Origin of the sequence: Bradyrhizobium sp. JR4.1 (assembly GCF_040548605.1) — a bacterium.
In the GTDB taxonomy this organism is placed as follows: Bacteria; Pseudomonadota; Alphaproteobacteria; order Rhizobiales; family Xanthobacteraceae; genus Bradyrhizobium; species Bradyrhizobium canariense.
Genome location: NZ_JBEPRY010000006.1, coordinates 19,413 through 41,936, shown reverse-complemented (window position 1 = coordinate 41,936; position 22,524 = coordinate 19,413). Strand labels below are relative to the sequence as shown.

Annotated in this window: 23 protein-coding genes; 10 read left to right on the top strand and 13 right to left on the bottom strand. The window is 65.1% G+C overall.

Annotated elements, in window-relative coordinates; all coding sequences use genetic code 11:
• The first annotated feature begins 156 nt into the window (after window positions 1-156).
• Window positions 157-996 (top strand): Crp/Fnr family transcriptional regulator, encoded by an 840-nt coding sequence (locus ABIB90_RS15330; protein WP_502918236.1) that lies wholly within the window; start codon window positions 157-159, stop codon window positions 994-996.
• Between the two features lie 14 nt (window positions 997-1,010).
• On the opposite strand, the gene ABIB90_RS15325 is transcribed toward ABIB90_RS15330, so the two are convergent.
• From ABIB90_RS15325 to ABIB90_RS15315, 3 genes are all read right to left on the bottom strand, one after another.
• On the bottom strand, window positions 1,011-2,036 hold the full coding sequence (locus ABIB90_RS15325; protein WP_354201028.1) for a histone deacetylase family protein: 1,026 nt from the start codon (window positions 2,034-2,036) through the stop codon (window positions 1,011-1,013).
• 126 nt (window positions 2,037-2,162) lie between these two features.
• On the bottom strand, window positions 2,163-3,104 hold the full coding sequence (locus tag ABIB90_RS15320) for an SMP-30/gluconolactonase/LRE family protein (RefSeq protein ID WP_354201027.1): 942 nt from the start codon (window positions 3,102-3,104) through the stop codon (window positions 2,163-2,165).
• Window positions 3,061-5,133 carry a PQQ-dependent sugar dehydrogenase gene (locus tag ABIB90_RS15315; protein WP_354201026.1) on the bottom strand — a complete coding sequence of 691 codons (2,073 nt, stop codon included), beginning with the start codon at window positions 5,131-5,133 and terminating at the stop codon, window positions 3,061-3,063. The genes ABIB90_RS15320 and ABIB90_RS15315 overlap by 44 nt, the downstream gene beginning before the upstream one ends.
• Before the next feature lie 206 nt (window positions 5,134-5,339).
• On the opposite strand from ABIB90_RS15315, the gene ABIB90_RS15310 reads away from it, so the two are divergent.
• The 3 genes from ABIB90_RS15310 (at window position 5,340) to ABIB90_RS15300 (ending at window position 7,610) form a co-directional block, all read left to right on the top strand.
• A complete protein-coding gene (locus ABIB90_RS15310; protein WP_007600593.1) occupies window positions 5,340-5,573 on the top strand; it encodes a DUF6894 family protein in 234 nt (77 codons plus the stop codon).
• Between the two features lie 9 nt (window positions 5,574-5,582).
• Window positions 5,583-5,759, top strand: a complete 177-nt coding sequence (locus ABIB90_RS15305; RefSeq protein ID WP_219685338.1) for a hypothetical protein — start codon at window positions 5,583-5,585, stop codon at window positions 5,757-5,759.
• 261 nt (window positions 5,760-6,020) lie between these two features.
• Window positions 6,021-7,610 (top strand): gamma-glutamyltransferase family protein, encoded by a 1,590-nt coding sequence (locus ABIB90_RS15300; RefSeq protein ID WP_354201025.1) that lies wholly within the window; start codon window positions 6,021-6,023, stop codon window positions 7,608-7,610.
• Window positions 7,611-7,834: 224 nt separating this feature from the next.
• Here ABIB90_RS15300 and ABIB90_RS15295 read toward each other — a convergent pair whose 3' ends face one another.
• Genes ABIB90_RS15295 through ABIB90_RS15280 form a run of 4 tightly spaced genes read right to left on the bottom strand, consistent with a single transcriptional unit; the run spans window position 7,835 to window position 11,311 of the window.
• Entirely contained in the window at window positions 7,835-9,121 is a 1,287-nt protein-coding gene (locus ABIB90_RS15295) for an NAD(P)/FAD-dependent oxidoreductase (RefSeq protein ID WP_354201024.1), read from the bottom strand.
• Window positions 9,122-9,133: 12 nt separating this feature from the next.
• A complete protein-coding gene (locus tag ABIB90_RS15290; protein ID WP_027568180.1) occupies window positions 9,134-9,865 on the bottom strand; it encodes an amino acid ABC transporter ATP-binding protein in 732 nt (243 codons plus the stop codon).
• Entirely contained in the window at window positions 9,862-10,515 is a 654-nt protein-coding gene (locus tag ABIB90_RS15285; RefSeq protein ID WP_007600584.1) for an amino acid ABC transporter permease, read from the bottom strand. The genes ABIB90_RS15290 and ABIB90_RS15285 overlap by 4 nt, the downstream gene beginning before the upstream one ends.
• Window positions 10,516-10,546: 31 nt before the next feature.
• Window positions 10,547-11,311: an ABC transporter substrate-binding protein gene (locus tag ABIB90_RS15280; RefSeq protein ID WP_007600582.1), complete on the bottom strand. Its 765-nt coding sequence runs from the start codon at window positions 11,309-11,311 to the stop codon at window positions 10,547-10,549.
• Between the two features lie 24 nt (window positions 11,312-11,335).
• Here ABIB90_RS15280 and ABIB90_RS15275 point away from each other — a divergent pair, with 24 nt between their 5' ends.
• Both ABIB90_RS15275 and ABIB90_RS15270 read left to right on the top strand, forming a co-directional pair.
• Window positions 11,336-11,473, top strand: a complete 138-nt coding sequence (locus tag ABIB90_RS15275) for a hypothetical protein (RefSeq protein WP_354201023.1) — start codon at window positions 11,336-11,338, stop codon at window positions 11,471-11,473.
• A 19-nt stretch (window positions 11,474-11,492) separates the two neighbouring features.
• Entirely contained in the window at window positions 11,493-12,167 is a 675-nt protein-coding gene (locus ABIB90_RS15270) for a helix-turn-helix domain-containing protein (RefSeq protein WP_354201022.1), read from the top strand.
• A gap of 105 nt (window positions 12,168-12,272) precedes the next feature.
• Here the strand turns inward: ABIB90_RS15270 and ABIB90_RS15265 are convergent, their stop codons facing one another.
• Together ABIB90_RS15265 and aptA are read right to left on the bottom strand one after the other, a co-directional pair.
• A complete protein-coding gene (locus ABIB90_RS15265; protein WP_354201021.1) occupies window positions 12,273-13,538 on the bottom strand; it encodes a D-amino acid dehydrogenase in 1,266 nt (421 codons plus the stop codon).
• A 69-nt stretch (window positions 13,539-13,607) separates the two neighbouring features.
• Window positions 13,608-14,936, bottom strand: coding sequence for an omega-aminotransferase AptA (gene aptA, locus ABIB90_RS15260; protein WP_354201020.1), 1,329 nt, complete (start codon window positions 14,934-14,936; stop codon window positions 13,608-13,610).
• A gap of 149 nt (window positions 14,937-15,085) precedes the next feature.
• Here aptA and ABIB90_RS15255 point away from each other — a divergent pair, with 149 nt between their 5' ends.
• Window positions 15,086-15,634: a cupin domain-containing protein gene (locus tag ABIB90_RS15255; RefSeq protein ID WP_007600574.1), complete on the top strand. Its 549-nt coding sequence runs from the start codon at window positions 15,086-15,088 to the stop codon at window positions 15,632-15,634.
• A 140-nt stretch (window positions 15,635-15,774) separates the two neighbouring features.
• Window positions 15,775-15,927 carry a hypothetical protein gene (locus tag ABIB90_RS15250; RefSeq protein WP_354168969.1) on the top strand — a complete coding sequence of 51 codons (153 nt, stop codon included), beginning with the start codon at window positions 15,775-15,777 and terminating at the stop codon, window positions 15,925-15,927.
• A gap of 43 nt (window positions 15,928-15,970) precedes the next feature.
• Here ABIB90_RS15250 and ABIB90_RS15245 read toward each other — a convergent pair whose 3' ends face one another.
• The 3 genes from ABIB90_RS15245 to ABIB90_RS15235 are packed head-to-tail and all read right to left on the bottom strand — an operon-like array spanning window position 15,971 to window position 19,768.
• On the bottom strand, window positions 15,971-18,226 hold the full coding sequence (locus tag ABIB90_RS15245; RefSeq protein WP_354201019.1) for a xanthine dehydrogenase family protein molybdopterin-binding subunit: 2,256 nt from the start codon (window positions 18,224-18,226) through the stop codon (window positions 15,971-15,973).
• Window positions 18,213-19,274, bottom strand: coding sequence for an FAD binding domain-containing protein (locus ABIB90_RS15240; RefSeq protein ID WP_354201018.1), 1,062 nt, complete (start codon window positions 19,272-19,274; stop codon window positions 18,213-18,215). Before ABIB90_RS15240 ends, ABIB90_RS15245 begins: the two co-directional genes overlap by 14 nt.
• Complete coding sequence (locus tag ABIB90_RS15235; RefSeq protein ID WP_007600564.1) at window positions 19,271-19,768, bottom strand: (2Fe-2S)-binding protein; 498 nt, start codon at window positions 19,766-19,768, stop codon at window positions 19,271-19,273. Before ABIB90_RS15235 ends, ABIB90_RS15240 begins: the two co-directional genes overlap by 4 nt.
• 240 nt (window positions 19,769-20,008) lie before the next feature.
• On the opposite strand from ABIB90_RS15235, the gene ABIB90_RS15230 reads away from it, so the two are divergent.
• Window positions 20,009-20,650 carry a TetR/AcrR family transcriptional regulator gene (locus tag ABIB90_RS15230; protein ID WP_354201159.1) on the top strand — a complete coding sequence of 214 codons (642 nt, stop codon included), beginning with the start codon at window positions 20,009-20,011 and terminating at the stop codon, window positions 20,648-20,650.
• A gap of 54 nt (window positions 20,651-20,704) precedes the next feature.
• Window positions 20,705-21,112 carry a DUF4864 domain-containing protein gene (locus ABIB90_RS15225; protein ID WP_007600562.1) on the top strand — a complete coding sequence of 136 codons (408 nt, stop codon included), beginning with the start codon at window positions 20,705-20,707 and terminating at the stop codon, window positions 21,110-21,112.
• On the opposite strand, the gene ABIB90_RS15220 is transcribed toward ABIB90_RS15225, so the two are convergent.
• Window positions 21,109-22,374, bottom strand: coding sequence for an MFS transporter (locus ABIB90_RS15220; RefSeq protein WP_219685347.1), 1,266 nt, complete (start codon window positions 22,372-22,374; stop codon window positions 21,109-21,111). The genes ABIB90_RS15225 and ABIB90_RS15220 overlap by 4 nt on opposite strands.
• Between the last annotated feature and the right edge of the window lie 150 nt (window positions 22,375-22,524).

Here is a 22,524-nt window from a genome sequence, read left to right as displayed (position 1 = left end):
TCTCAGGACAATGCCGTCGACAGAGGAATCGTTTCGCTGTCGCACGCCACGCATATCAAGCTTTGCTAACTGGTTTGGAACAATCGCAAAGAGATGGACACCGCCCCACCCCCGCTCTTACCTATTCGCAAAAGATCTGAGAGCTGACGGATTGCGATGACCATACTCAAGGAAGCTGCCGCGGCCGGGCCTACCGCTTTCGTCGACCCGCCCCATCCAGGCGTTCAGTTCGACTGGACCGGCCGCGAGAAGTCGCGACCGAGCCGCAACGCTCGCGCCAAGACCGTAAGCTCGGCGCTGTTCATGAGCGAGACGATCGACGGGCTGAACGCCGGTGCGCATTTCCTTGGTCGTTTGTCGGCACCCGAGCAGGCGCGCGTGCACGCGGCCGGCCGCACGATCACGGTACCGCAGGGCGAGATGGTGTTCAGCCAGGGCGACGGCCACGATGGCATCTTCATCATTCGTCGAGGGCAAGTGCGGGTTTACTACACGGCGCCGTCGGGGCGCGAGATCACGCTCGCCTATTGGACGCCAGGACATTTCATAGGAGGCCCCGAGATTTCGGGCGGCGGCGTGCACATGTGGTCCGGCGTCGCCATCGACGCCTGCGAGATCACGGTGCTGTCCGGGCCTGTGCTCGAGAAGTTACTGACCGCCATGCCAAGCTTCGCGTTGGCACTGATCGACGGCCTGATCGCCAAGGGCAAATGCTACTCCTCGATGGCGCAGATCCTCGGCACGCGGTCGGTGATCGAACGGCTAGCGCAGTTCCTGCTCACCTTATCGGAGCTTCATGGTGATGCCGTCGGCGACAGCATCCTCATCAACCGCAAGATCACCCATGACCAGATCGCGGCCATGGTCGGTTCGACCCGGCAATGGGTCACGATGATGCTGAAGCGCTTCCAGAACCGCCGCATCATTGCCATCGACGGCAGCAGCATCCGGATCAGGCGGATCGACCTGCTGGAGCAGATCCTGTTCAAGGATTAGGGAGGCAGTCCTCCTCACCGCGCCTCTTCGAATCCCGCCAGCACCGAGGTCAGGTTGGCGCCGAGGATATCCGAGAGATAGCCGCCCTCCTGCACGAACACGGTCGGCAGGCCCATCTTTGCGATGGCCTGGCCGATGCGGCGAAAGCCGGGCGTGGTGACGGCGAGACCCTTCAGCGGATCGTGCTCGGAGGCGTCGAGGCCGAGCGCGATGACGAGAGCACCGGGCGCGAAGGACTCGATTGCCCTGCGCGCAACGTCCATCGCCTGGATGTAGCCGTCATCCCCCGTGCCGATCGCCAGAGGGATATTGAGGTTGGTGCCGAGGCCGGGACCTTCGCCGCGCTCATGCGCATAGCCCCACACGTAAGGATAATACGCGACGGGATCGGCATGGATCGAGACCGTGTAGACGTCCGGCCGCGCGTAGAAGATTCCTTGCGTGCCGTTGCCGTGATGGACGTCGACGTCGAGGATCACGACACGCTCGTGCCTCTGCCGCAGATGCGCCGCCGCGATCGCGCTGTTGTTGAGGAAGCAGAAGCCGCCGGCCATGTCGCGATAGGCGTGATGGCCGGGCGGCCGGCAGAGCGCATAGGTCGCGTCCTCGCCGTCCATCACCATCTGTGCCGCGGTGACGGCAACGTCGGTCGCGGCGCAGGCCGCGGCCCAGGTGCCGGGGCCGATTGGCGCCGCGGTGTCGGCGGTGTGCCAGCCGAGCTTGCCGATGATGTGAGTGGGATAAGTCGCGGCATGGCGCACCGGATGGATGTTGCCGATCATCTCCGGGCCGGAATCGCCCAGCGCGGTCCAGGCCTCCCAGGCCTCGCTCAGGAACGACAGATATTCCGGACTGTGGATGCGCGCACGCGGCCCCTGCCCGAATGTGGTCGGCTCGACCAATTGATGCTTGCCGTCCTTGAGCCCCTTGAGCAGGCGGTCAGCACGCTCGGGCTGCTCGGTGGTGCGCTTGACGACACCGCGAACCAGGAAGAATTGCGGATCGTGGCTGCGATGCAGCTCGGTATGGACGGCTTTCACTCGAACACTCCGTGGTCGCTTTGAGGGTGCCACAGATGTCTAAATCCCCGCGGCGGCGAGATGCAAGCAAGAAGAATGCCGCTCCTGTCACACCGCCCTGCGCCTGAAGCAGATCGCTCGTGAAGCTCAGCAACGCCCGCGCTGAAGGCAGTGCTCGCGGCCCTGCTGGTCGGTGCGGAAGGACTCGACGAAGCCGCCCTGACGCTGGGTGACGAAAATCGTCTTGCCGTCGCTACCGCCGAAGGCAAGGTTTGTCGGCTCCTTGGCCCTCAGCGCGATCTCCCGCTCGACCGCGCCATTGGCCTTCATCAACGTGATGGTGCCCTTGAGGATGCGCGCGACATAGAGGCGGCCAGCCATGTCGGTGCGCAGGCCATCGACGCTGTCGGGCTGAAACGCCTTGACGAGTTTTGGACTGGTGAGCTCGTTGCCGCCGATCGTGTAGGACCAGATCTGGCCGCTGCTGGATTCCCCGACATAGAGCGTCTTGTCATCGGGGCTGAGATCGATGCCGTTGGTGGTGCCCATCGCGCGCGGCGCCGACATGAGCTGTCCCTGCACCGTTCCGTCGGCTGCCTTCGCGATGCGCCAGATATGGCCTTCGCGACCTTTCCAGTTCGGATCACTCGCGTAGATCGTGCCGTCGCGGGCGATGGTGATGTCGTTGGGCTGGTTCATCTCGTCGGAGTGAAACCAGATGGCGGGCTCGGTCGATCCCTTCGGGATCGCGAAGATGTTGTGCTTCTTGTAGTCGGCGATGAACATGGTGCCGTCGCGCGCGAAGCGGATGGCATTGCCGACGCTGCCATCGGGCAAAGCCGTGAACGGCTCGGACGCCGCGCCGCCGACAGGCAGCTTGCCGATGGTGCCGGGCTTGCCGAAATTGACAACGAAGAGATTGCCGTCGAGATCGGCGGCCGGGCCTTCGATGCCAAACGTGTATTCGCCTGATGGCGTCACCTGCACGCTTTCGAACAGTTTTGTTTCCGCTCGTGCCGGTGCCGTCGCAAGGACGAGAACAACGCTACTGCACAGGCACCAGAAATTCCTGCCGGATGTAATAGCCATCGTCGTCGCTGCACTCGCCATTCAGATAGGGATCGGCCGGCCGGAAGAAGCGGCTGAAGCCGGGTTTGTCTACAGCGTTCCTTTGTGTCACGACGACGACCTTGGCAGCCGGTATTTCGCCGCATTCCTTGTTGGTTTTGCCAAAGAACTTGCGCTGCGGCGGGCCGGACTTGATCCGCATCCGGATGCCTGGAACCATTTTTGACACCAGCAGATCCGCCGTGTCGAGCAGGCGCGTGTAACCAGGCTCGGCCTTCGGCAGGCCTTCGCCACCCGGCGGCATCAGCTTCTCCGCGCCTAACCCACGAAGCCGCGTGCGCAACTTGCCGAAGTCGGGATCACCAGGATAGATCCAGCCATCCTGCGACAGCATGAAGCGAAGCACCGTCGCGTCCTTCTGAGCGTCAGATTGGCCCGGCTTCAAGCCGAAATCCGAGTGACAGCCGAAGCAATGTTCTTCGACGAGGCCCTTGCGCAAATTGGTGAGCCGGACGCTGTTCTGAGCATCCCGAGCAACGAAGGCCGCGAGCTGGTCGATCAGCGCCTGGCTACGCATGTCGCAGGGCAACGGCGGCGGCGCATCGCCCGCGGCGCGGTCGATCCGGATCACGGTCTGGTTCTTGTCCTCGACCAACCAGATTGCGCCGTCCTCCGCGACCGTCATGCCGACGGGGGCGCCCTGCGGCCGCGCGCCGTTGACGCGGTGCCAGCCTGCGATCAGCTCCTCGAACGGCGCGGCGGCGACGTCGCCGGCCTCGGTCTGAAAACTGTGGGTCGGATCGGCCGCGCAACTGACATGATAGCGGACCGGCGCCGGGGCGGGCTTCGGGAAGCCGTGGTCGTCGACGTCATAGACGATGACGCGGCTGCCGGTCGGGCGATAGCCATGCAGGCCGACCAGCAGCTTGCCCTCGAGCTCCGGAAATTTCGCGCCGTGATAATAGAGCATCGCGAGCGGCGCGCCGTGCGGCGGCAGCAGCGAGAACGGCGCCTTGTAGAGAGCGTTGGCGGTGCACAGCGATTTGTAGATCCCCGACTGCAATACGATCCTGAATTCGGGACTCGGCGTCGACAAATCGTAGCAATAAGGCCAACCGTAATGCCTGCCCTGCTCGATGGCGTTGATCTCCTCGTTCGGCTTGAAAATGTCAGGCAGGTCGCGGCCGTTCTCGCCTTGCAGGAAGGCATAGCCCGCATCGGGAAAGTTCGGGTGCAGCGCCAGCGCCATCGAGTTGCGCAGGCCGCGCGCATAGACGCCGTGCGGCGGGTCGGGTTCGCCAGGCTTCAACGCCGGGAAGATACCGCCCGGGGGCGGCGTGAACAGCCAGATCGACGCCATCGCGGAAGCACCCTCGGCCGCCGCGCAAGGTCGCGTGATCGGCGCCGGCGTGATGCAGTCGTCGCTGTGCGAGCCGATGTTGACGAACAGCCGGCCGTTCCTGTCGAACACAAACTGCTTGAGCGGGTGCGCGCTCTCGTCGACCCTGGTGCCGTCGGGCAATGTGATCCGGCGGCCCGGCATCTGACGGACGATGGTCTCGACCATGTCGCGCGGATTGTCGGCGAGCGGATCGAACCGGAAGATCGTCTCCGCGCTCGAGGCATAGAGCTTCTTGTCCGGACCGATCACGAGGCCAAACGGATATTCGATTGCAGTGAGCAGCTCCTTGAACCGCCGTCCCTGGGGCGCGCGCGGGTCGAGCAACAGCAGTCGGCCATCGGTATGGCCCCAGCCCGCCATGTCGGCGACCACGAACAGGTCACGACCGGGCACCTGGATGATCGCCCGCGGGAATTTCAGCCGATCCTCCTCGCTGGCGACGAGGCCGGCGCAAAATCCGGCCTTCATGTCGATCTGGATTCTGGGAAAAGCCAGATCGGCACTGCCGCAGGTCTCCGTGCCGATCGCATAGCCGCTCTTGCGGACCGGTTCTGATGAGCCTACCGAGGTGAGGGTCAGGAGCACCACCAAGGCGCCCGCGCATGCGCGCAGGCTTCGGCTTTCACGCCAAAATGTGAGGTGGTTCACGGCGCCTCCCGGACTTTCCGTCCAGGGTTGTTCCATGCCGCGGGAACGCCGTCCAGTTGATCAACACCCCCTTGTGATCAAACCAGCAGGGGGCTTGGCGCCGACCAATCTCCGTAGATTCCCTTACCGGGCTCGACCCGAATGTTTCGCGAAGGCTTGGAATGGTATCGGTTTGCCGTCCCAATCGCTCCCAATAGGAGACGCATATGGTCCAGGTCTATTTTCACTGCTCCAATACCGAGGGCACGCTGATCGATCGCAGCGGCACAGCCGTGACCAACCTGACCGAGGCGCGCGACCGTGCCGCCCAGATCATGAACGCGATGATCCTGACGCCCGGCGCTGAGGATTGGCGCGACTGGGTGATCCATGTCAGCGGCTCCGACGGCGAGGAGATCTTCGACCTCCCCTTCACTGCCATGCTCGGCAAGCCGCACTGAGGTGATGCCATGTTGCTCGCGTCACTGACCCTGCTCCGCCAGCCCCTGAGCTTCGTCGCCGGCAAATGGCAGACGCTGATCCGGATCGCGGGCAATCCCTACCGGCCCGAGCTCCACTACATGCGCGGGCCTGGCCCGAAATGGCACGCCAAGTATCAGGCCAGCCGGCTGGATCGCGCGCGCTGAGCTCTGCGGCTTCCGCTTCCCACTGATCGGTCTCTCGACTCGTGATGCCCGGGCATAGCCGTCCGAAGGACGGCGTCGCTTCCGCTCGCCTATGCCCCGGGCATTCACGCGTTGGCGCCTCCCCCGCCTGCTTCACACCAGCCATGTCGCGCCTCCCTTTCGATATTCTCGGTGGGGACGATGTGCCATTGTCCGCGCACTCCGCCGATTGCGGAGCTCAGCGCAACGAAGCCAAACCGAAGACAGCACACAGACATCATCATGCCGCACCAGTTCAGCCACGCCCAAACCGTCCGCAAGCCCGCCATCACAACCAAAGGCGGCATCGTCGCCGCGCAGTCGCGGCGGGCGGCCGAAGTGGGGGCGCAAGTGCTGGCGGCGGGCGGCGACTGCGTGGATGCGATCGTCGCCACCACCTTCGCGCTCAACGTTCTGGAGCCCTGGAACAGCGGCATGGGCGGCGGCGGCGCCATGGTGCTCTACCGTGCCGCGGAAAATCGCTACGAAGTGATCGACTACGGCATGTGCGCGCCGCAAAGCCTGCGCGCCGCCGACTATCCGCTCAGCGGCGAAGGCGCGGCTTCCGATCTGTTCCCCTGGCAGCGGGTGAAGGACGACCGCAACATCCACGGCCCCGGCGCGATCGCCGTGCCCGGCGTCGTCGCCGGCATGGAGGAGGCGCATCGCCGTCACGCGAAGTTGCCCTGGAAGGATCTGGTCGCGCCGGCAGCGGTCCTCGCCGGCGAAGGCCTGCTGGTTGACTGGTGGACCACGCTGACGATCGCGGCATCGGCGGCCGATCTTCGGCGCTATCCCGCGAGCGCGACAACGTTCCTGAAGGACGGCCTGCCGCCAAGCGCGCCGTGGGGCATCAAGTCCGAGACGCGACTGCCGCTGGACACTCTGAAGGCGACGCTGTCGCACCTTGCCGACGCCGGTCCGCGCGATTTCTACCAGGGCGATCTCGCCAGGAGTATCGCATCCGACATCAAGGCCGACGGCGGCGCGCTGTCGGTGGAGGACCTCGCCGCGTTCCGAGCTCATCTGCGCGAGCCGCTGGCGATCCCCTATCGCGGCGGCAAGGTGTTTGCGACGCCGGAGCTCACAGCCGGGCCGACAATGGCGCATGCGCTGCGCCTGTTGCAGCAGAACCTGAATCCGGGAAGCGCGCCCGACGCGGCCGGCTATGTCGAATATGCGCTCGCCCTGCAATCGGCTTATCGCGAGCGGCTCAAGGATATGGGCGATGCCGACGGCAAGCGCTCGCTCGGCGCGGACTATCTGGCGCCCGCCTGCACCACGCACTTCTCCGTGGTCGACCGCCACGGCAACATCGCGGCGGTGACGCAGACGCTGCTGTCCTCCTTCGGCTCGAAATACGTCACGCCGCACACCGGCATCGCCATGAACAACGGCATCATGTGGTTCGACCCGACGCCGGGCACCACCAACTCGCTCGCCCCAGGCAAGCGCTGTCTCACCAACTACACGCCTGTCATCGCCGAGACCGCGGACGGCAAGCGGCTCGCGGTCGGCGCCTCCGGCGGTCGCCGCATCCTGCCGTCGGTGATGCAGATCGTGTCGTTTGCGATGGATTTCGGCATGGATCTCGATGCCGCGATCCACCAGCCGCGCATCGATGCCAGCGAGGGCGCGATCGTGATCGGCGACGCCAGACTTCCGAAGGAAGTCCGCAAGGCACTCGCCGCGCGCTTCGACTATGAGGAGACGCAGGTACAGGCCGTGCCGATGAAGTTCGCCTTCCCGAGCGTAGTGATGCGCCAGGGCGACACGAATTCCGGCGCGGTCGAGATTTTTCATCCTTGGGCCGATGCGGTGGCGGAAGCCTAAGGCTTAACGAAAACCGATTGAGCCGCGAGCACCGCTGCACCTCTTCCGCTTGCGGGAGAGGTCGACGCGCGCCGGGCGATGCAAAGCATCGTCCCGAGCGCGGCGGGTGAGGGCTCTCTCCTCTTGGGGATTCCCTGTATGGAAACACCCTCTCCCCAGCCCTCTCCCGCAAGCGGGAGAGGGAGCGCACCTGTGCTGCGGCAACAGTAAATCTAATCGCGCCGTTAGATCCCGAGCCGGTCGCGCACCCGGCCTGCGATCACTGCCGTCGTCACGCCCACCGGCCAGAATGCGTGCATCGGGATCGGCTTGATGCCGGTGACGGGCATGTCGAGCTCGGCCTTGGCGCCTCCGATCAGACGTCGTGCGAGCTGTGCGCCCATCGCGGTCGAGAGCGCGACGCCGCGGCCGTTGCAGCCGAGCGAGATCAGGATGTTGTCCGCGGGCTCGTGCACATGCGGGTAATGATCCGCGGTGATGGCGAGCCGGCTGTTCCAGCCATGGGTCCAGGCGACGCCCTCGAGTTGCGGCCATAGCCGCTCGGCGTATCGCATGAGATAGGCGACGTCGCGCGGCGAATTGATCCAGCGCATCGGACCACGACCACCCATCAAGAGGCGGTTCTGCTGATCGACGCGGTAATAGACGGTGATGTGGCCGCTCTCGTAAAGGACGGGACGCGTCGGCATGATCGAACGGGCCACATCGTCGGACAACGGCGCGGTGGCCGCGATCGAGGAGAACACCGGCACGATGGTTCGGCGAAGCGCCGGCCAGAGATCGTCCGTAAAACCGTTGGTCGCGAGCAGCACCTTGTCGGCATGCACCACCGCGCGCGGCGTTCCGATGCGCCAGCGGCTGCCCTCGCGGCGTAGCGACAGCGCCGGTGTCTCGCCGTGCACCTTTGCGCCCGCGGAGATCGCGGCGCGCGCGAGACCGCGGGCATAACTGAGCGGATGCAGATCGCCGCCGCGGGTATCCAGCATGGCGCCGACGTAGCGATCGGTGCCGGTCATCGCGCGCAGCTGCTCGCGGTTCAGGTACGACACCGGCATGCCGCGGGCAGTGCATTGCCGCGCGGTTGTCTCGATCGCGGCGGCGCTGGCCTGGTTATAGGCCGCGCGCAGCGTGCCGTTCTGCCGCGCCTCGCACGGGATCTGGTAGCGGCGGATCAAATCGTGGGTGAAGTTCGTCGTGCCGTAGGAGAAGTCGATCATGCGGCGGCCGAGCTCAGTGCCAAAATCGGCTTCGATCTGATCGGGGGCGTGCTTCAGTCCCGGATTGGTGTGGCCGCCATTATTGCCGGATGCGCCCCAGCCCGGCTCCTGCGCCTCCAGCACCAGTGCCTCCACGCCCTGCTCGGCCAGATGCAACGCCGTGGACAGACCGGTGTAGCCGCCGCCGACGATGGCGACCGAGACCGTCTTGTCGATTTCGAGCGGCGGCGTGGCCACCGGCGCGACGGCGGTGTCGGCATAGAGGGACGGCGGCAGAGGCAGGCGCGTGGTCATGGCAAGGACCGGTCAGAGCGGATGCAGCACGCGGCGCAAAAAATCCTGCGTCCGCGCATGCTGCGGTTGATTGAGCACCGATTTCGCCGGTCCCTGCTCGACGATGACACCGCCGTCGATGAACAGCACGCGGTCGGCGACGTCGCGGGCAAAGCCCATCTCGTGCGTAACGACGACCATGGTCATGCCGTCGTCAGCAAGCTTGCGCATCACGCCGAGAACGTCGCCGACCAGTTCAGGATCGAGCGCCGAGGTCGGTTCGTCGAACAGGATGGCCTTGGGCTGCATCGCCAGCGCCCGCGCGATCGCGACGCGTTGCTGCTGGCCGCCGGAGAGCTGCGGCGGATGTTCGTTGGCTTTCTCGGCAAGGCCCACCTGGGCGAGCAGCGCGCGGCCACGCTCGAATGCGGCAGCGCGCGGCTCCTTCTTCACATAGAGCGGACCTTCGACCACGTTCTCCAGCACCGTTCGGTGCGGAAACAAATTGAAGCGCTGGAACACCATCGAGACCTGGGTGCGGACTTGCACGATCGACGGCGCGTCGCGGTCGACCTTCAATCCCTCGACGCTGATCTCGCCGCGGTCGTAGCTTTCGAGACCGTTGATACAGCGCAAGATGGTGGACTTGCCGGAGCCGGAGGGGCCGACGATGCAGACCACCTCGCCCTTCTGCACGGAGGCCGTGATGCCCTTGAGCACCTCGTTTTCGCCAAAGCTCTTGTGGACGTCGGTCAGCTCGATCATTTCTTGCCGGCCCGCTTCTCGAAGTGACGGACCAGCAGGATCAGCGGAATGCTCATGGTGAGATACATCAGCGCAACCATCGTGAACACGTTGGTGTTCTTGAAGGTCGAGGACGCGATCAGCTTGCCTTGCAGCGCGAGCTCGGCGACCGTGATGGTCGAGGCCTGCGAGGAATCCTTCAGCATCATGATCATGACGTTGCCGTAAGGCGGCAACACGATTCGCACCGCCTGCGGCAGCACGACGCGGCGCATGGTCAGCCACCAGCCCATGCCGATCGATTGCGCCGCCTCGATCTGCCCCTTGTCGATGGCCTCGATGCCGGCGCGGAAATTTTCCGCCTGATAGGCCGAGTAGGCGATGCCGAGCCCAAGGATCGCAGCCTGCAACGCGGACAGCGTGACGCCGAGATCCGGCATCACGAAGTAGAGGTAGAACAACAGCACGATGATCGGAATGCCGCGGATCACATTGATCAGGCTGGCGCTGAGCAGCGACAGGACGCGGATGCCGGAGACCCGCATCATCGCCCAGACGAGGCCAAGCACCGTCGACAGCAGCAGCGAGCCGATGGTGACGACGATCGTCAGCACGACGCCGCTCATCAGGATCGGGAAGAATTCCGCCGCGTCGTGCCAGAAGCCTTTCATCGATCAGCCTTCATCGATTGACCTCTCGCGATCAACCCTGGGCCTTCAGGCCCCATTTATCGAGGATCTTCTCGATGGTGCCGTTGGCCTTGAGCTTGGCGAGCGAGGCGTTGATCTTGCCGAGCAGCGCGCTCTCGCCCTTGCGGACGCCGATGCCGACCGAGCCGACAGTAGCAGGCTTGTAGCTGTCGACGAGCCGCACCTCGGGGAAGCCGCCCTGCTTCAGATTGTAGGCGAGGATCGGATAATCGGCATAACCGGCCTTGAGGCGGCCGGTGTTCACGTCGCGCAGGATGTCGGGAATGGTATCGTAGGCCTTGACGTCGGCGAACAGGCCGGACTTCTTCAGCGCATCGACGAAGGCGGTGCCGACCTGGGCGCCGACCGTCTCGCCTTTCAGATCGTCCTGCGTGGCGTAGGCCTTGGTATCGCCTTTCGGCACGACGAGGCCTTCCCCGTAAGTGTAGATTGGATCGGAGAAGTCGACGACCTCCTTGCGCGGCGCGGTGATGAACATCGCGGCCGCGATGATGTCGATCTTGCTGGAGGTCAGCGACGGGATCAGCGCCGAGAACGCCATCGGCTCGATCTGCACGTTGAGGCCGGCATCCTTGCCGATCTCGGTGATGAGATCGACCATGATGCCCTGGATGGTGTTGGTCTTGGTGTCGAGGAAGGTGAAGGGAATGCCTGTCGGCGTCGAACCAACCTTCAGCACCTGCTGCGCCGAAGCCGGCGCTGCTGCGGCAATCGCGAGTGCCGCGACCGCGGCCTGGACAAAACGCTTCAACGCCATCGCATTCCCCTTTGGGCTCGGCCGATGGCGGCGCTCGCAGATGTCGTGATCGCAGACATTGCGGGCCGAGCCGTTTCGGCCTATTTTCACCAACATGAAAATTTGGTCACACTTTCGCGGGTCATGCAAGCGGTTTTCATGCACATGAAGGAAGCGGTTTGACGTGAGCGGTGGCAAAAGAATGCGCAGACCGGCCGCCGCAAAGCCGGTGAAGAAGGTGCAGATAAAGGCTAAGGCGAAAGCCAACGCCAACACCAAGGCTATCGCCAAAGCCACCGATCCCGCGATGGACATCGCGGTCGGCCGCCGTATCCGCGATCTCAGGCGCATCAGGCAATTCTCGCTCGAGACGGTCGCTTCGCGCACGGATCTGTCGATCGGCTTCCTCAGCCAGATCGAGCGCGGCCTGTCGTCGCCGTCGCTACGTGTGCTGGCCACGCTCGCCGACGTGCTCGGCGTCGGCATCGCCGCGCTGTTCGGCGCGAGCCCAAACGCCGACGGCACATCCGACCAAGTCGTCACGCGCGGGCTTCAGCGGCCCGAGCTGAAGCTCTGGCGCACCGGCGTGTCGAAGCAATTGTTGAGCCCCGCCAGCGCCGACAACCGGCTCAACCTGTTCCTGGTGCATCTGGAGCCCGGCGGCTCCACCGGTGACGAGCTCTACACCCATGACGGCGAGGAAGCCGGCCTCGTGCTCGAAGGCGAGATGATGCTGACGGTGGACAGCGAGACATGGTCGCTGAAGAGGGGCGACAGTTTTCGGTTTGCAAGCCGGCGGCCGCACCGGTTTTCCAATCCGGCCAATGACGCGAAGGCCGTGGTGCTGTGGGTGAATTGCGTGACGGGGACGGGGTAGCGCAGCCGTCATTGCGAGCGAAGCGAAGCAATCCAGACTCTCACCGCGGAGACACTCTGGATTGCTTCGTCGCTTCGCTCCTCGCAATGACGGGAGGATAGAGTCTTAGCCGAACCGATACTTATACCGGTTCACCGTCAGAGCACTCACATCAATGTCCGGCTTCTTGCCCGACAGCATGTCGGCGAGTACGCGGCCGGAGCCGCACGACATGGTCCAGCCTAGCGTGCCGTGGCCGGTGTTGAGGTGAAGGTTGGCGTATTGCGTCGGGCCGATCACGGGCGGGCCGTCCGGGGTCATCGGGCGCAGGCCGCTCCAGAACGTCGCCTTGGAGAGATCGCCGCCGCGCGGGAACAGATCGGTCAGCGAGTGATCGAGCGTGGCGCGGCGCGCGTCGTAGAGCTGGCTCGAGAAGCCGGAGATTTCGGCGGTGCCGCCGACGCGGATGCGATTTCCCAAACGGGTGATGGCCACCTTGTAGCTCTCGTCCATCACGGTCGATTCCGGCGCGCCGGAAGCGTCCTTGATCGGCACCGTGATCGAATAGCCCTTCACCGGATAGACCGGCAGCGAAATATCGAGCGGCGCGACCAGCCGCGACGACCAGCTTCCGAGCGCGAGAACGTAAGCGTCTGCCTGCAACATTCCGGCGCTGGTCACGACGCCGCTGACGCGCGCGTCGTCGGTGACGATGCGGTCGATGCCGGTGTTGAACATAAAGCGCACGCCGAGCGCTTCGGCATGCTTGGCCAGCGCCTGCGTGAACATGTGACAATCGCCGGTCTCGTCCTGCGGCAGCCGAAGTCCGCCCGCGAACTTCTCCTTCACGCCCGCCAGCGCCGGCTCGGCCGCAATGCAGCCCTCACGGCTCAGCACCTCGAAGGGCACGCCGTACTGCTTGAGCACGGCGATGTCCTCACCGGTGCCGTCGAGCTGGGCCTGGTAGCGGAACAGCTGCAGCGTGCCCTGGGAGCGCTCGTCATACTGGATGCCGATGTCGCGGCGCAGATCGCGCAGGCAATCGCGGCTATACTCCGCGATCGGGATCATCCGGCTCTTGTTGATCGCATAGCGTTCGCTGGTGCAGTTGCGCAGCATCTTCAGCAGCCAGACCCACATCACGGGATCGAGCTTCGGCCGGATCACCAGCGGGCCGTGCTTCATCAGCAGCCATTTGACCGCCTTCACCGGGACGCCGGGACCAGCCCAAGGCGAGGAATAGCCGGGCGACACTTCGCCGGCATTGGCAAAGGAGGTCTCGAGCGCCGGCTCCGGCTGACGGTCGACAACCGTCACCTCATGGCCGGCACGCGCGAGGTAGTAGGCAGAGGCGACGCCGATGACACCGCTGCCGAGGATCAGAACTTTCACGCTTGGTCAAACTCCCGCGGCATCACGCTCGCCGCTGCAAGAGGAACTCCGCAACGGCGAGAGCAATTATCAGGCCACCCGCTTGACGGCATCGCCGAGGATCGACACGATATCGTCGATGTGGCTCTTCTCGACGATGAGCGGAGGCGACAGCGCAAAGCTATCGCCGCTCATGCGGAAGTACAGCCCGCGATTGAAGCAATCGACCATGACGTCGTAGCCACGCACGCCGACGGTACCGTCACGGGGTGACAGCTCGACCGCGCCCATCAGGCCGCAATTGCGGATGTCGACGACGTTGGGCAGGCCCTTCAGCGAATGCAGCGCATCGCGCCAGTATTCGGAGATCGACGCACCGCGCGTCAGCAGGCCTTCGTCCTTGTAGATGTCGAGCGTCGCGATACCCGCGGCGCAGGCGACCGGATGCGCCGAATAGGTATAGCCGTGGAACAGCTCCATCGCGTTCTCCGGGCCGACCATCAGGCCGTCATGCACCTTGCGGCTCGCGAACACGGCGCCGCAGGGAATGGTGCCGTTGGTGATGCCCTTGGCCGTCGTCATCATATCGGGCGTGACGCCGAAGAAGTTGGCGGCGAACGGCGTGCCGAGGCGGCCGAAGCCGGTGATGACCTCGTCGAAGATCAGGAGGATGCCGTGCTTGTCGCAGATCTCGCGCAGGCGCTGGAGATAGCCCTTCGGCGGCGGCAACACCGCGGTCGAACCCGGCACCGGCTCGACGATGACGGCAGCGATGGTCTCGGCGCCGTGCAGGGCCACCAACCGCTCGAGATCATCGGCGAGCTCGGCGCCATGCTCGGGCTGATCCTTGGCAAAGGCGTTGCGGGTGAGATCGTGGGTATGGCGGATGTGGTCGACGCCCGGCAACAGGGTCGCGAAGGCGCGGCGGTTGGCGACCATGCCGCCGACCGAGGTGCCGCCGAATCCGACGCCGTGATAGCCGCGCTCGCGGCCGATCAGGCGGGTGCGGCTCGCTTGGCCGTTGGCACGGTGATAGGCGAGCGCGATCTTCAGCGCGGTGTCGACCGACTCGGAGCCGGAATTGGTGAAGAAGATGCGATCGAGGCCCTTCGGCGCGATCTCGGCCAGACGCTCGGCGAAGTCGAATGCCAGCGGATGGCCCATCTGGAACGACGGCGCGAAGTCCAGCGTCATCAGCTGGCGCTCGACGGCGGCGGCGATCTGCTTGCGGCCGTGGCCGGCATTGACGCACCAGAGGCCGGCGGAGGCGTCGATCACCTTGCGGCCGTCGACGGTGGTGTAGTGCATGCCCTCGGCCGAGGAGAACAGGCGCGGCGCCTTCTTGAACTGCCGGTTGGCCGTGAACGGCATCCAGAACGAGTCGGTCTTGATGGTGTTCGGAATCTGATGAAGGGTCACTGGCCACGCTCCTTTGCTGACCTGCTACCAGAGGCACGGCTTGAAAAGCGCAACAAGTCCTTTTCTGACCGGCTGCAAGCCATTGATTTGACTAGGGCTGCCGGTCCATATTTGCGCGATCCGCAACACCTGCAACACGGGACAGGGACATGAGCGTCGATATCGGTGGACGGCTGCGATTCATCCGGGCGCGCCAGAAGCTGTCGCAGCGCGAACTCGCCAAACGCGCCGGCGTCACCAATTCGACGATCTCGCTGATCGAATCCAACCAGATGAACCCCTCGGTCGGCGCGCTCAAGCGCATCCTCGACGGCATTCCGATGGGGCTCGCCGAGTTCTTCGCGCTGGAGCCGGAGAGCCGGCGCAAGATATTCTACCGCGGTGAAGAGCTGACCGAGGTCGGCAAGAAGCCGATCTCGTATCGGCAAATCGGCGACAATCTGTTCGGTCGCAGCCTGCAGATCCTGAAGGAGCGCTACGAGCCCGGCAGCGACACCGGGCGCGTTCATCTCGTCCATGACGGCGAGGAAGGCGGCATCGTGATCTCGGGCAAGCTCGAAGTCACCGTCGAGGACGAGCGCCGCATCCTCAATCCGGGCGATGCCTACTACTTCGAGAGCCGTCGCCCGCATCGCTTCCGCTGCGTCGGCGGCAAGCCGTGCGAGGTGATCTCGGCCTGCACACCTCCGACGTTTTGAAGTTGTCCGCAATCCTACGGAGCCACCGGTATCTTACGGAGTTTGAGCCATCTCAATTTCCGCAGCCTGATCCTCTATATGTTCCGAGCCATAGCCAAGCAGCCTCCGCTTTCCGGGGCCGCTTCGTAACAGGGCTCGCTATGAAGATCACGCTCGCAAATGCAGAGGCTGCGCTCGATGAAGTGCAGCGCGACAGCGACAAGCTCCATTCGGAGGAGCTGCGCAAGACCATCGCGAACTACATCGAGTCGCAGCGAGAAGCGCTCAAGGCTCTTCGCAAGAGGCTGCATTAGCACGCGGCGGAGCGAGACGGCCTCGCCCGCCGCTGCTTAAAGCCTAGGTCAGCAACTCCTCGATCCGGATCGGGAAACGGCGAACACGCACGCCAGTCGCATGCCAGATGGCGTTGGCGACTGCCCCTGCACTGCCGGTGATGCCGATCTCGCCGACACCCTTGATGCCAAGCGCGTTCACGTGCGGGTCTTGCTCATCGACCGTGATCACGTCGAGCGGCGGCACGTCGGCATTCACCGGGATATGGTACTCGCCGAGATTGGCGTTCATGATCCGGCCGGTGCGGCGGTCGGTGATGGCTTCCTCGTGCAACGCGAAGGACAGGCCCCAGATCATGCCACCGAACAGCTGGCTCTGCACCATGCGCGGATTGACGATCCGCCCCGCGGCGAAGGCGCCGACCATGCGGGTGACGCGGACCTGGCCGAGCTCGGGATCGACCTTCACCTCCGCGAACACCGCGCCATGGGCGTGCATCGCATACTCCTCCATGGCCGCCGGATTCGGCGCACCGGTGCCACGCGCCTCGATTTCGGCGACGCCGGCGCGCGCGAGAATCTCGGAATAGCTTTCGCCGCGGCTCTCGTCGTCGCGCCGGATCAACCGGCCATCGCGCGCGATCACGCCGGCATTGCCGGCGCCGAACAGCGGCGACTTCTCGTCGCTGGTGGCGAGATCGGCGAGTTTTGCAATCACGGCCGCGCCTGCGCTGTGGATCGCGGCACCCGCGGTTGCCGTGTGTGCCGAACCGCCGGCGATGCCGGCATCGGGCAGGTCGGATGAACCCGCCTTGAACTCGACGCGGTCGATATCAAGCCCGAGTTCGTCGGCCGCGATCTGCGCCAGCGCCGTCCAGGCGCCCTGCCCCATGTCATGCGCGCCGATCTCCATGGCACCGGAGCCATCGCGGCGGAGCACGGCACGCGCTTCGGCCTGGAACATCAATGCCGGGAAGGTCGCGGTGCCCATGCCCCAGCCGACCAGAAGGCCGGCATCGTCGCGCATCTGCCGCGGCTGGAGCGGTCGCTTCGCCCAGCCGAAGCGCGCCGCGCCCTGCTCGTAGCAGGCGCGCAGCGCCTTGGACGAGAACGGCTTGCCGGTGATGGGCTCGACCTCGGCATAGTTCTTCAGACGAAAGGCGAGCGGATCGATGCCGCAGGCCCAGGCCATCTCGTCGATCGCGCTCTCCAGCGCGATCGAGCCGGTCGCCTCGCCGGGCGCGCGCATGAACAACGGCGTGCCGGTGTTGACGCGCACGGCGTCGTGCGAGGTGCGGATCGCGGGCGCCGCATAGAGCGTGTGCGAGGCGTCGGCCGCGGGCTCGTAGAAATCGTCGAACGTGCTCGACACGGTCCTCGCATGGTGCTCGAGCGCGGTCAGGCGCCCCTCGCCATCGGTGCCGATGCGAAGCCGCTGCCGCGTCGGCGCGCGATGGCCGACCGGGCCGTACATCTGCTCACGGCGCAGCACCAGCTTGACTGGTTTGCCGACGAGCTTTGCCGCCATGATGCCGAGGACCGGAGGGCCGGCCATGAGCCCCTTCGAGCCGAAGCCGCCGCCGAGGAACGGGCTGCGGATATGGATCTTGTCGTGCGCGATGCCGAACAATTCGGCAACGCGCGCCAGCGACAGCATGAGGCCCTGGGTCGGCATGTCGATCTGCAGATTGTCGCCGTTCCAGGCAGCCACGATCGCATGCGGCTCCATCGCATTGTGATATTGCGGCGGCGTTTCGTAGACCGCGTCGATCCGCTTCTCGGCCGACGCAAGCTCCGCCTCGACATCGCCGCGGTGATTTTCCGTCGGGTTGCCGACGCCGACGACCGGCGGCACGAAGCTCTCACCCGCGTCGAGACCGATGAGCGCGGGCAGCGTCTCGTAGTGCGGCGCCAGCAGCGCCGCGCCTTCCGTCGCCGCCTCCAGCGTCTCGGCGATTACGACGGCGATCGGCTGGTTGGCGTAGCGGACCTCATTGCTCTGTAGCACCTCCATCCGGAATACGAATGGATTGGTCTTGATCTCGGGATCGATCGCGAGCTCAGGCTTGTGGTCTGGCGTCATGACATCGATGACGCCGGGGTGGCGCTTGGCAGCAGCGACATCGAGCGAGGTCACGCGACCGCGCGCGATGCTGGAAACGGCCATCACCGCAAACAGCATACCGGGCGGATGATTGTCGGCGGCGTAGGTCGCCTGGCCTTTGACCTTAAGCACGCCGTCGCGGCGGGTCAGCGGCTGGCCGATGTTCGAGCCGTGCCGCAGATGAGCGGGCGCGCTGGTGAGATTAAGCTCGGGCATGAATGGCTCCGGACATCGAGGCAAAGGGAGAGGCCGGCAGCGCGGGGATGCGCACGGGCGTACCGGCGGCGGCGAGGCTCAGCGCGCGCACGACGATGCGGCGCGCGAGCTCGATCTTGAAGGCGTTGTCGCCGGACGGTTTTGCGTCGGCGAGCGCGCGCGAGGCGGCTTCCTGGAAAGCGTCCACCGTGGGCGGGACGTTCCTGAGCATGTCCTCCGCGGCGCGGGCACGCCAGGGCTTTGCGGCGACACCGCCGAGCGCAAGCCGCGCCTCCGCGATCTTGCCGTTCTCGATCCGCAGCGCAGCGGCAGCCGAGACGACGGCAAACGCGTAGGACGTTCTATCGCGGACCTTGAGATAGCGCGCATGAGCCGCAAAGCCGCGCGCAGCGGGCGGCAGGCGCACCGCGACGATGAGATCACCCGGTTCGAGCGCCGATTCACGCTCGGGCGTATCGCCGGGCAGGCGATGCAGGTCGTCGAGCGCGATCTCGCGCCGCCCGCTCCTGCCCTCGATCTCGACGATGGCGTCGAGCGCGACCAGCGGCACGCAGAAGTCGGATGGATGCGTGGCGATGCAGTTTTCGCTCCAGCCGAGCACGGCGTGGGTGCGGTTCTCGCCGTCACGCGCGTCGCAACCGCTGCCGACCTCGCGCTTGTTGCAGCGGCTGGCGGTGTCGTAAAAATACGCGCAACGCGTCCGTTGCAGCAGATTTCCGCCGACGGTCGCGGCGTTGCGCAGTTGCGCCGACGCGCCGGAGAGCAGCGCTTCGGCGACAGCCGGGTAGGCCTTGGCGAAGTCGGCGTCATGCGCAAGATCGGCGTTGCTCACCAACGCGCCGATACGCACACCACCGTCGGCAAGGCGCTCGATCTGATCGAGCCCGTCGAGATGGGTGACGTCGACCAGACGATCCGGACGGCTGACGCCGCCCTTCATCAGATCGAGCAGATTGGTGCCGGCGGCGAGATAGACCGCGCCCGGCTGCGCCGCGGCCGCGACGGCTTCGGCGACCGTGGCCGGCCTGACGTAATCAAATTGCTTCATGCGGAGCGCCTCTGATTGGATTCGTCCATCCCGGCCTGCGCGTCGAGCACGGCATCGACGATGCCGGCATAGGCGCCGCAGCGGCATAGATTGCCGCTCATGCATTCGCGGATGCGCTCGGGATCGTTGCCGGCCTGTGCCTCGCTCATCATGCCGATCGCGCTCATGATCTGGCCGGGCGTGCAGAAGCCGCACTGAAAGCCGTCATGGGCGATGAAGGCGGCCTGCACGGGGTGAAGCTGGTCGCCGCGCGCCACGCCCTCGATGGTGAGAATGTCGGCACCGTCATGGCTAATGGCCAGCGCGAGGCAGGAGTTGATCCGCTTGCCGTCGACGAGAATGGTGCAGGCGCCGCATTGACCGCGGTCGCATCCCTTCTTGGTTCCGGTCAGGTGGAGGCGCTCACGCAGGAGATCGAGCAACGTGACGCGCGCATCGTCGAGGACGAAGTCGCGCCGCGCACCGTTCACGGTGAGGCTGATGGAGTGGTTCATATAAGGCTCCGATCAGATATGGACATGAGTCGTCGCGCAGCGCGCCACCGCCGTGGCCGCCGTCGATTCCGCGCCGCCCGAATATCATCCGAGCCAACGTCTTCAGCGAAGATACGGAGGCAGCCTCCGCTTAACAAGGGCCGCCGAAAAATTTTGGAATTCGTCAAAAGCCCGTGCGCATCAACGCGATGCAGCCCCACAAGGGTTCAATCTAACCAATTCGTGATCTACAGTGCCGGCATGGACGACCACACCGATCAGATCCGCAAGCCGCGTGCCGATGCCGTGCGCAATCGCGAGCGCGTGCTCGAGGCGGCGAAAGCCGTGTTCAACGCGGGCGGGCCGGAGGCGAGCCTGGAGGCGGTGGCAAAACGCGCCGGCGTCGGCATCGGCACGCTCTATCGGCATTTCCCGACGCGCGAGGATTTGTTCGAGGCGGTGTACCGGCGCGAGGTCGAGCAGCTCAGCGAACTCGCCGAGCAGTTGAAGAATGCGAAGGACCCGGTGGATGCGCTGCGGCGCTGGCTGCGCTCAGGTGTCGAATTCGTTGCCACCAAAAAGGGCATGGTGGCAGCCTTGGCACTCGCGGTGCAGAGCGGGTCGGAGTTGCATGCCTTTTCCTTTGAGCGCCTGAGCAAGGCGATCGGCTCGCTGCTCGATCGGGCAGCCGCGGCCGGCGCGATGCGCGCGGACGTCAGCCCCGAGGACTTGCTGCGCGCGTTCTTCGGCATGTGCTACATGCACGACCAGCCCGGCTGGCAATCCTCGGTGCTGCGGATGCTCGACGTGTTCGTTGACGGTTTGCGGGTGCAGCCTGTCGTGAAAGCCAGGGTCCGCGTGGCCGCCAGGCCCGCGAAGCCGGCTGCAAAGCGGAAGCGATAGCCCGCGAGATGTGCTAGGATCGGCGCCGCCCGGGATTTCAACGCGGAGCCTGTCATGCGCATCGCCGCCTTGCTGGTCTTTCTCAGTGTCGCCTTCGGTCCGATCTCGGCGCGTGCCGACGATGTCGCGACGGCACAGGATATCATCCGCGCCCAGGAGCAGGCATTCGGCCGCGACGACGCGCGCGCGGCCTATTCCTACGCCGCACCGGCGATCCGGGAGATCTTCCCCGCGCCCGACATCTTCATGTCCATGGTGCAAAACGGCTACCCGCCGGTCTATCGGCACAAGAGCTTTGAATTCGGCGACAGCAAGAGCGAGGGCAGCCGCATTGCCCAGCACGTCCATATCATCGATGCCAATGGCGAGGCCTGGGAAGCGCTCTACACGCTCGAGCAGCAGGCAGACGGCAGCTACAAGATCACGGGTTGTTCGCTGCTGAAGGCGGGACAGGCAGTCTAGGTCGCAAAACCCGGACCGGTCCTGACTGCATTCATCCGCGAGCGGATCAGCAGCGTCAAGACGATGCCGATATTGAGCGCGTTCCACGCCACGCCGTTGGCGAACGCCGCTGCATAGGAACCTGTCGCGTCGAAGATGACGCCCGAGACCCAGCCGCCGAACGACATGCCGAACACGGAGGCGAAGATCACGATGCCGACGCGGGTTGCGGCCTCGCTCGCCGGCATCGCCTCGCGCACGATGATGGCATAGCTCGGCACGATGCCGCCCTGGAACAGGCCGAACATCGCGGAGATCAAATAGAGCGAGGTCAGGCTGTCGAAGAACAGGTAGAATACGAGCGCAAAGCCTTGCGCCAGGGCGCCGATCAGAAGCGTCGGGATGCCGCCGATCTTGTCGGCGAGGTAGCCCGAGCCGATCCGACTGACGATGCCGCAGGCCATCATCAGCGACAACATCTCGGCGCCACGCGCCACGCCATATCCGAGATCGCCGCAATAAGCGACGATATGCACCTGCGGCATTGCCATGGCGACGCAGCAGGAGATGCTGGCGATCGAGAGCAGCACCGTCAGCGTATTGGTCGAGAGCTTGAGGTCGACCCGCGGCGGCGCTGCATTGGCATGATCGTGAACCTTGTCGTCGCCCATCTGCGCGCGCAGGACCAGCACCAGGATGGTCATCAGGCTGACGCAGACGAGGCCAATGCCGATGTGAGTGAAGCGCCAGCCGATCGTCTGCATGCCCGTGCTCACGAGCGGCGGCCACATCGTGCCGGCGACATAATTACCGCTCGCGACGATGGTCACGGCCAGGCCGCGATAGCGCTCGAACCAGTGGGAGGCCTCCGCCATCAGCGGCGCGAAGGTCGCCGACGTGCCGAGTCCGATCAGGAAATACGCCGCCACGAACTGCCAGAGTTGGGTCGATAGACCCGCCAGCACATTGGCGACGCCGAGGAAGGCAATGCTGATCGCCATCGCCGCCACGATGCCGAACCGGTCGGTGATCCTGCCGGCGATGACGCCGCCAAGCCCGAAGCCGAACATCATCAGCGTGAAAGCCAGCGACACCGCGCCGCGCGTCGCGGAGAATTCGGCCTGCACCGCGGGAATCATCACGACGATCGCCCACATGCCGACGCCGCCGATCGAACCGATCAGAAGCGCAATGACGAGGCGCATCCAGGCCTGACGCGAATCAGGGGTGAATGTTTCAGGTGTTTGTCCCGATTGATTTGGCGCGTGCACGGGCGGGACCATGGCCCGCGGATCGCCACAGGGTCAACCATTGTGGCGCGATATTGGGCATGCACGGTGCACTGCGGTAAGAAGGAGCTTGGCGAACGCGCGTTTTGTCATTATTTTGCAAATCAGCGCGTGCAACATCGCCGCGCGAAGGGCATGTCGGCG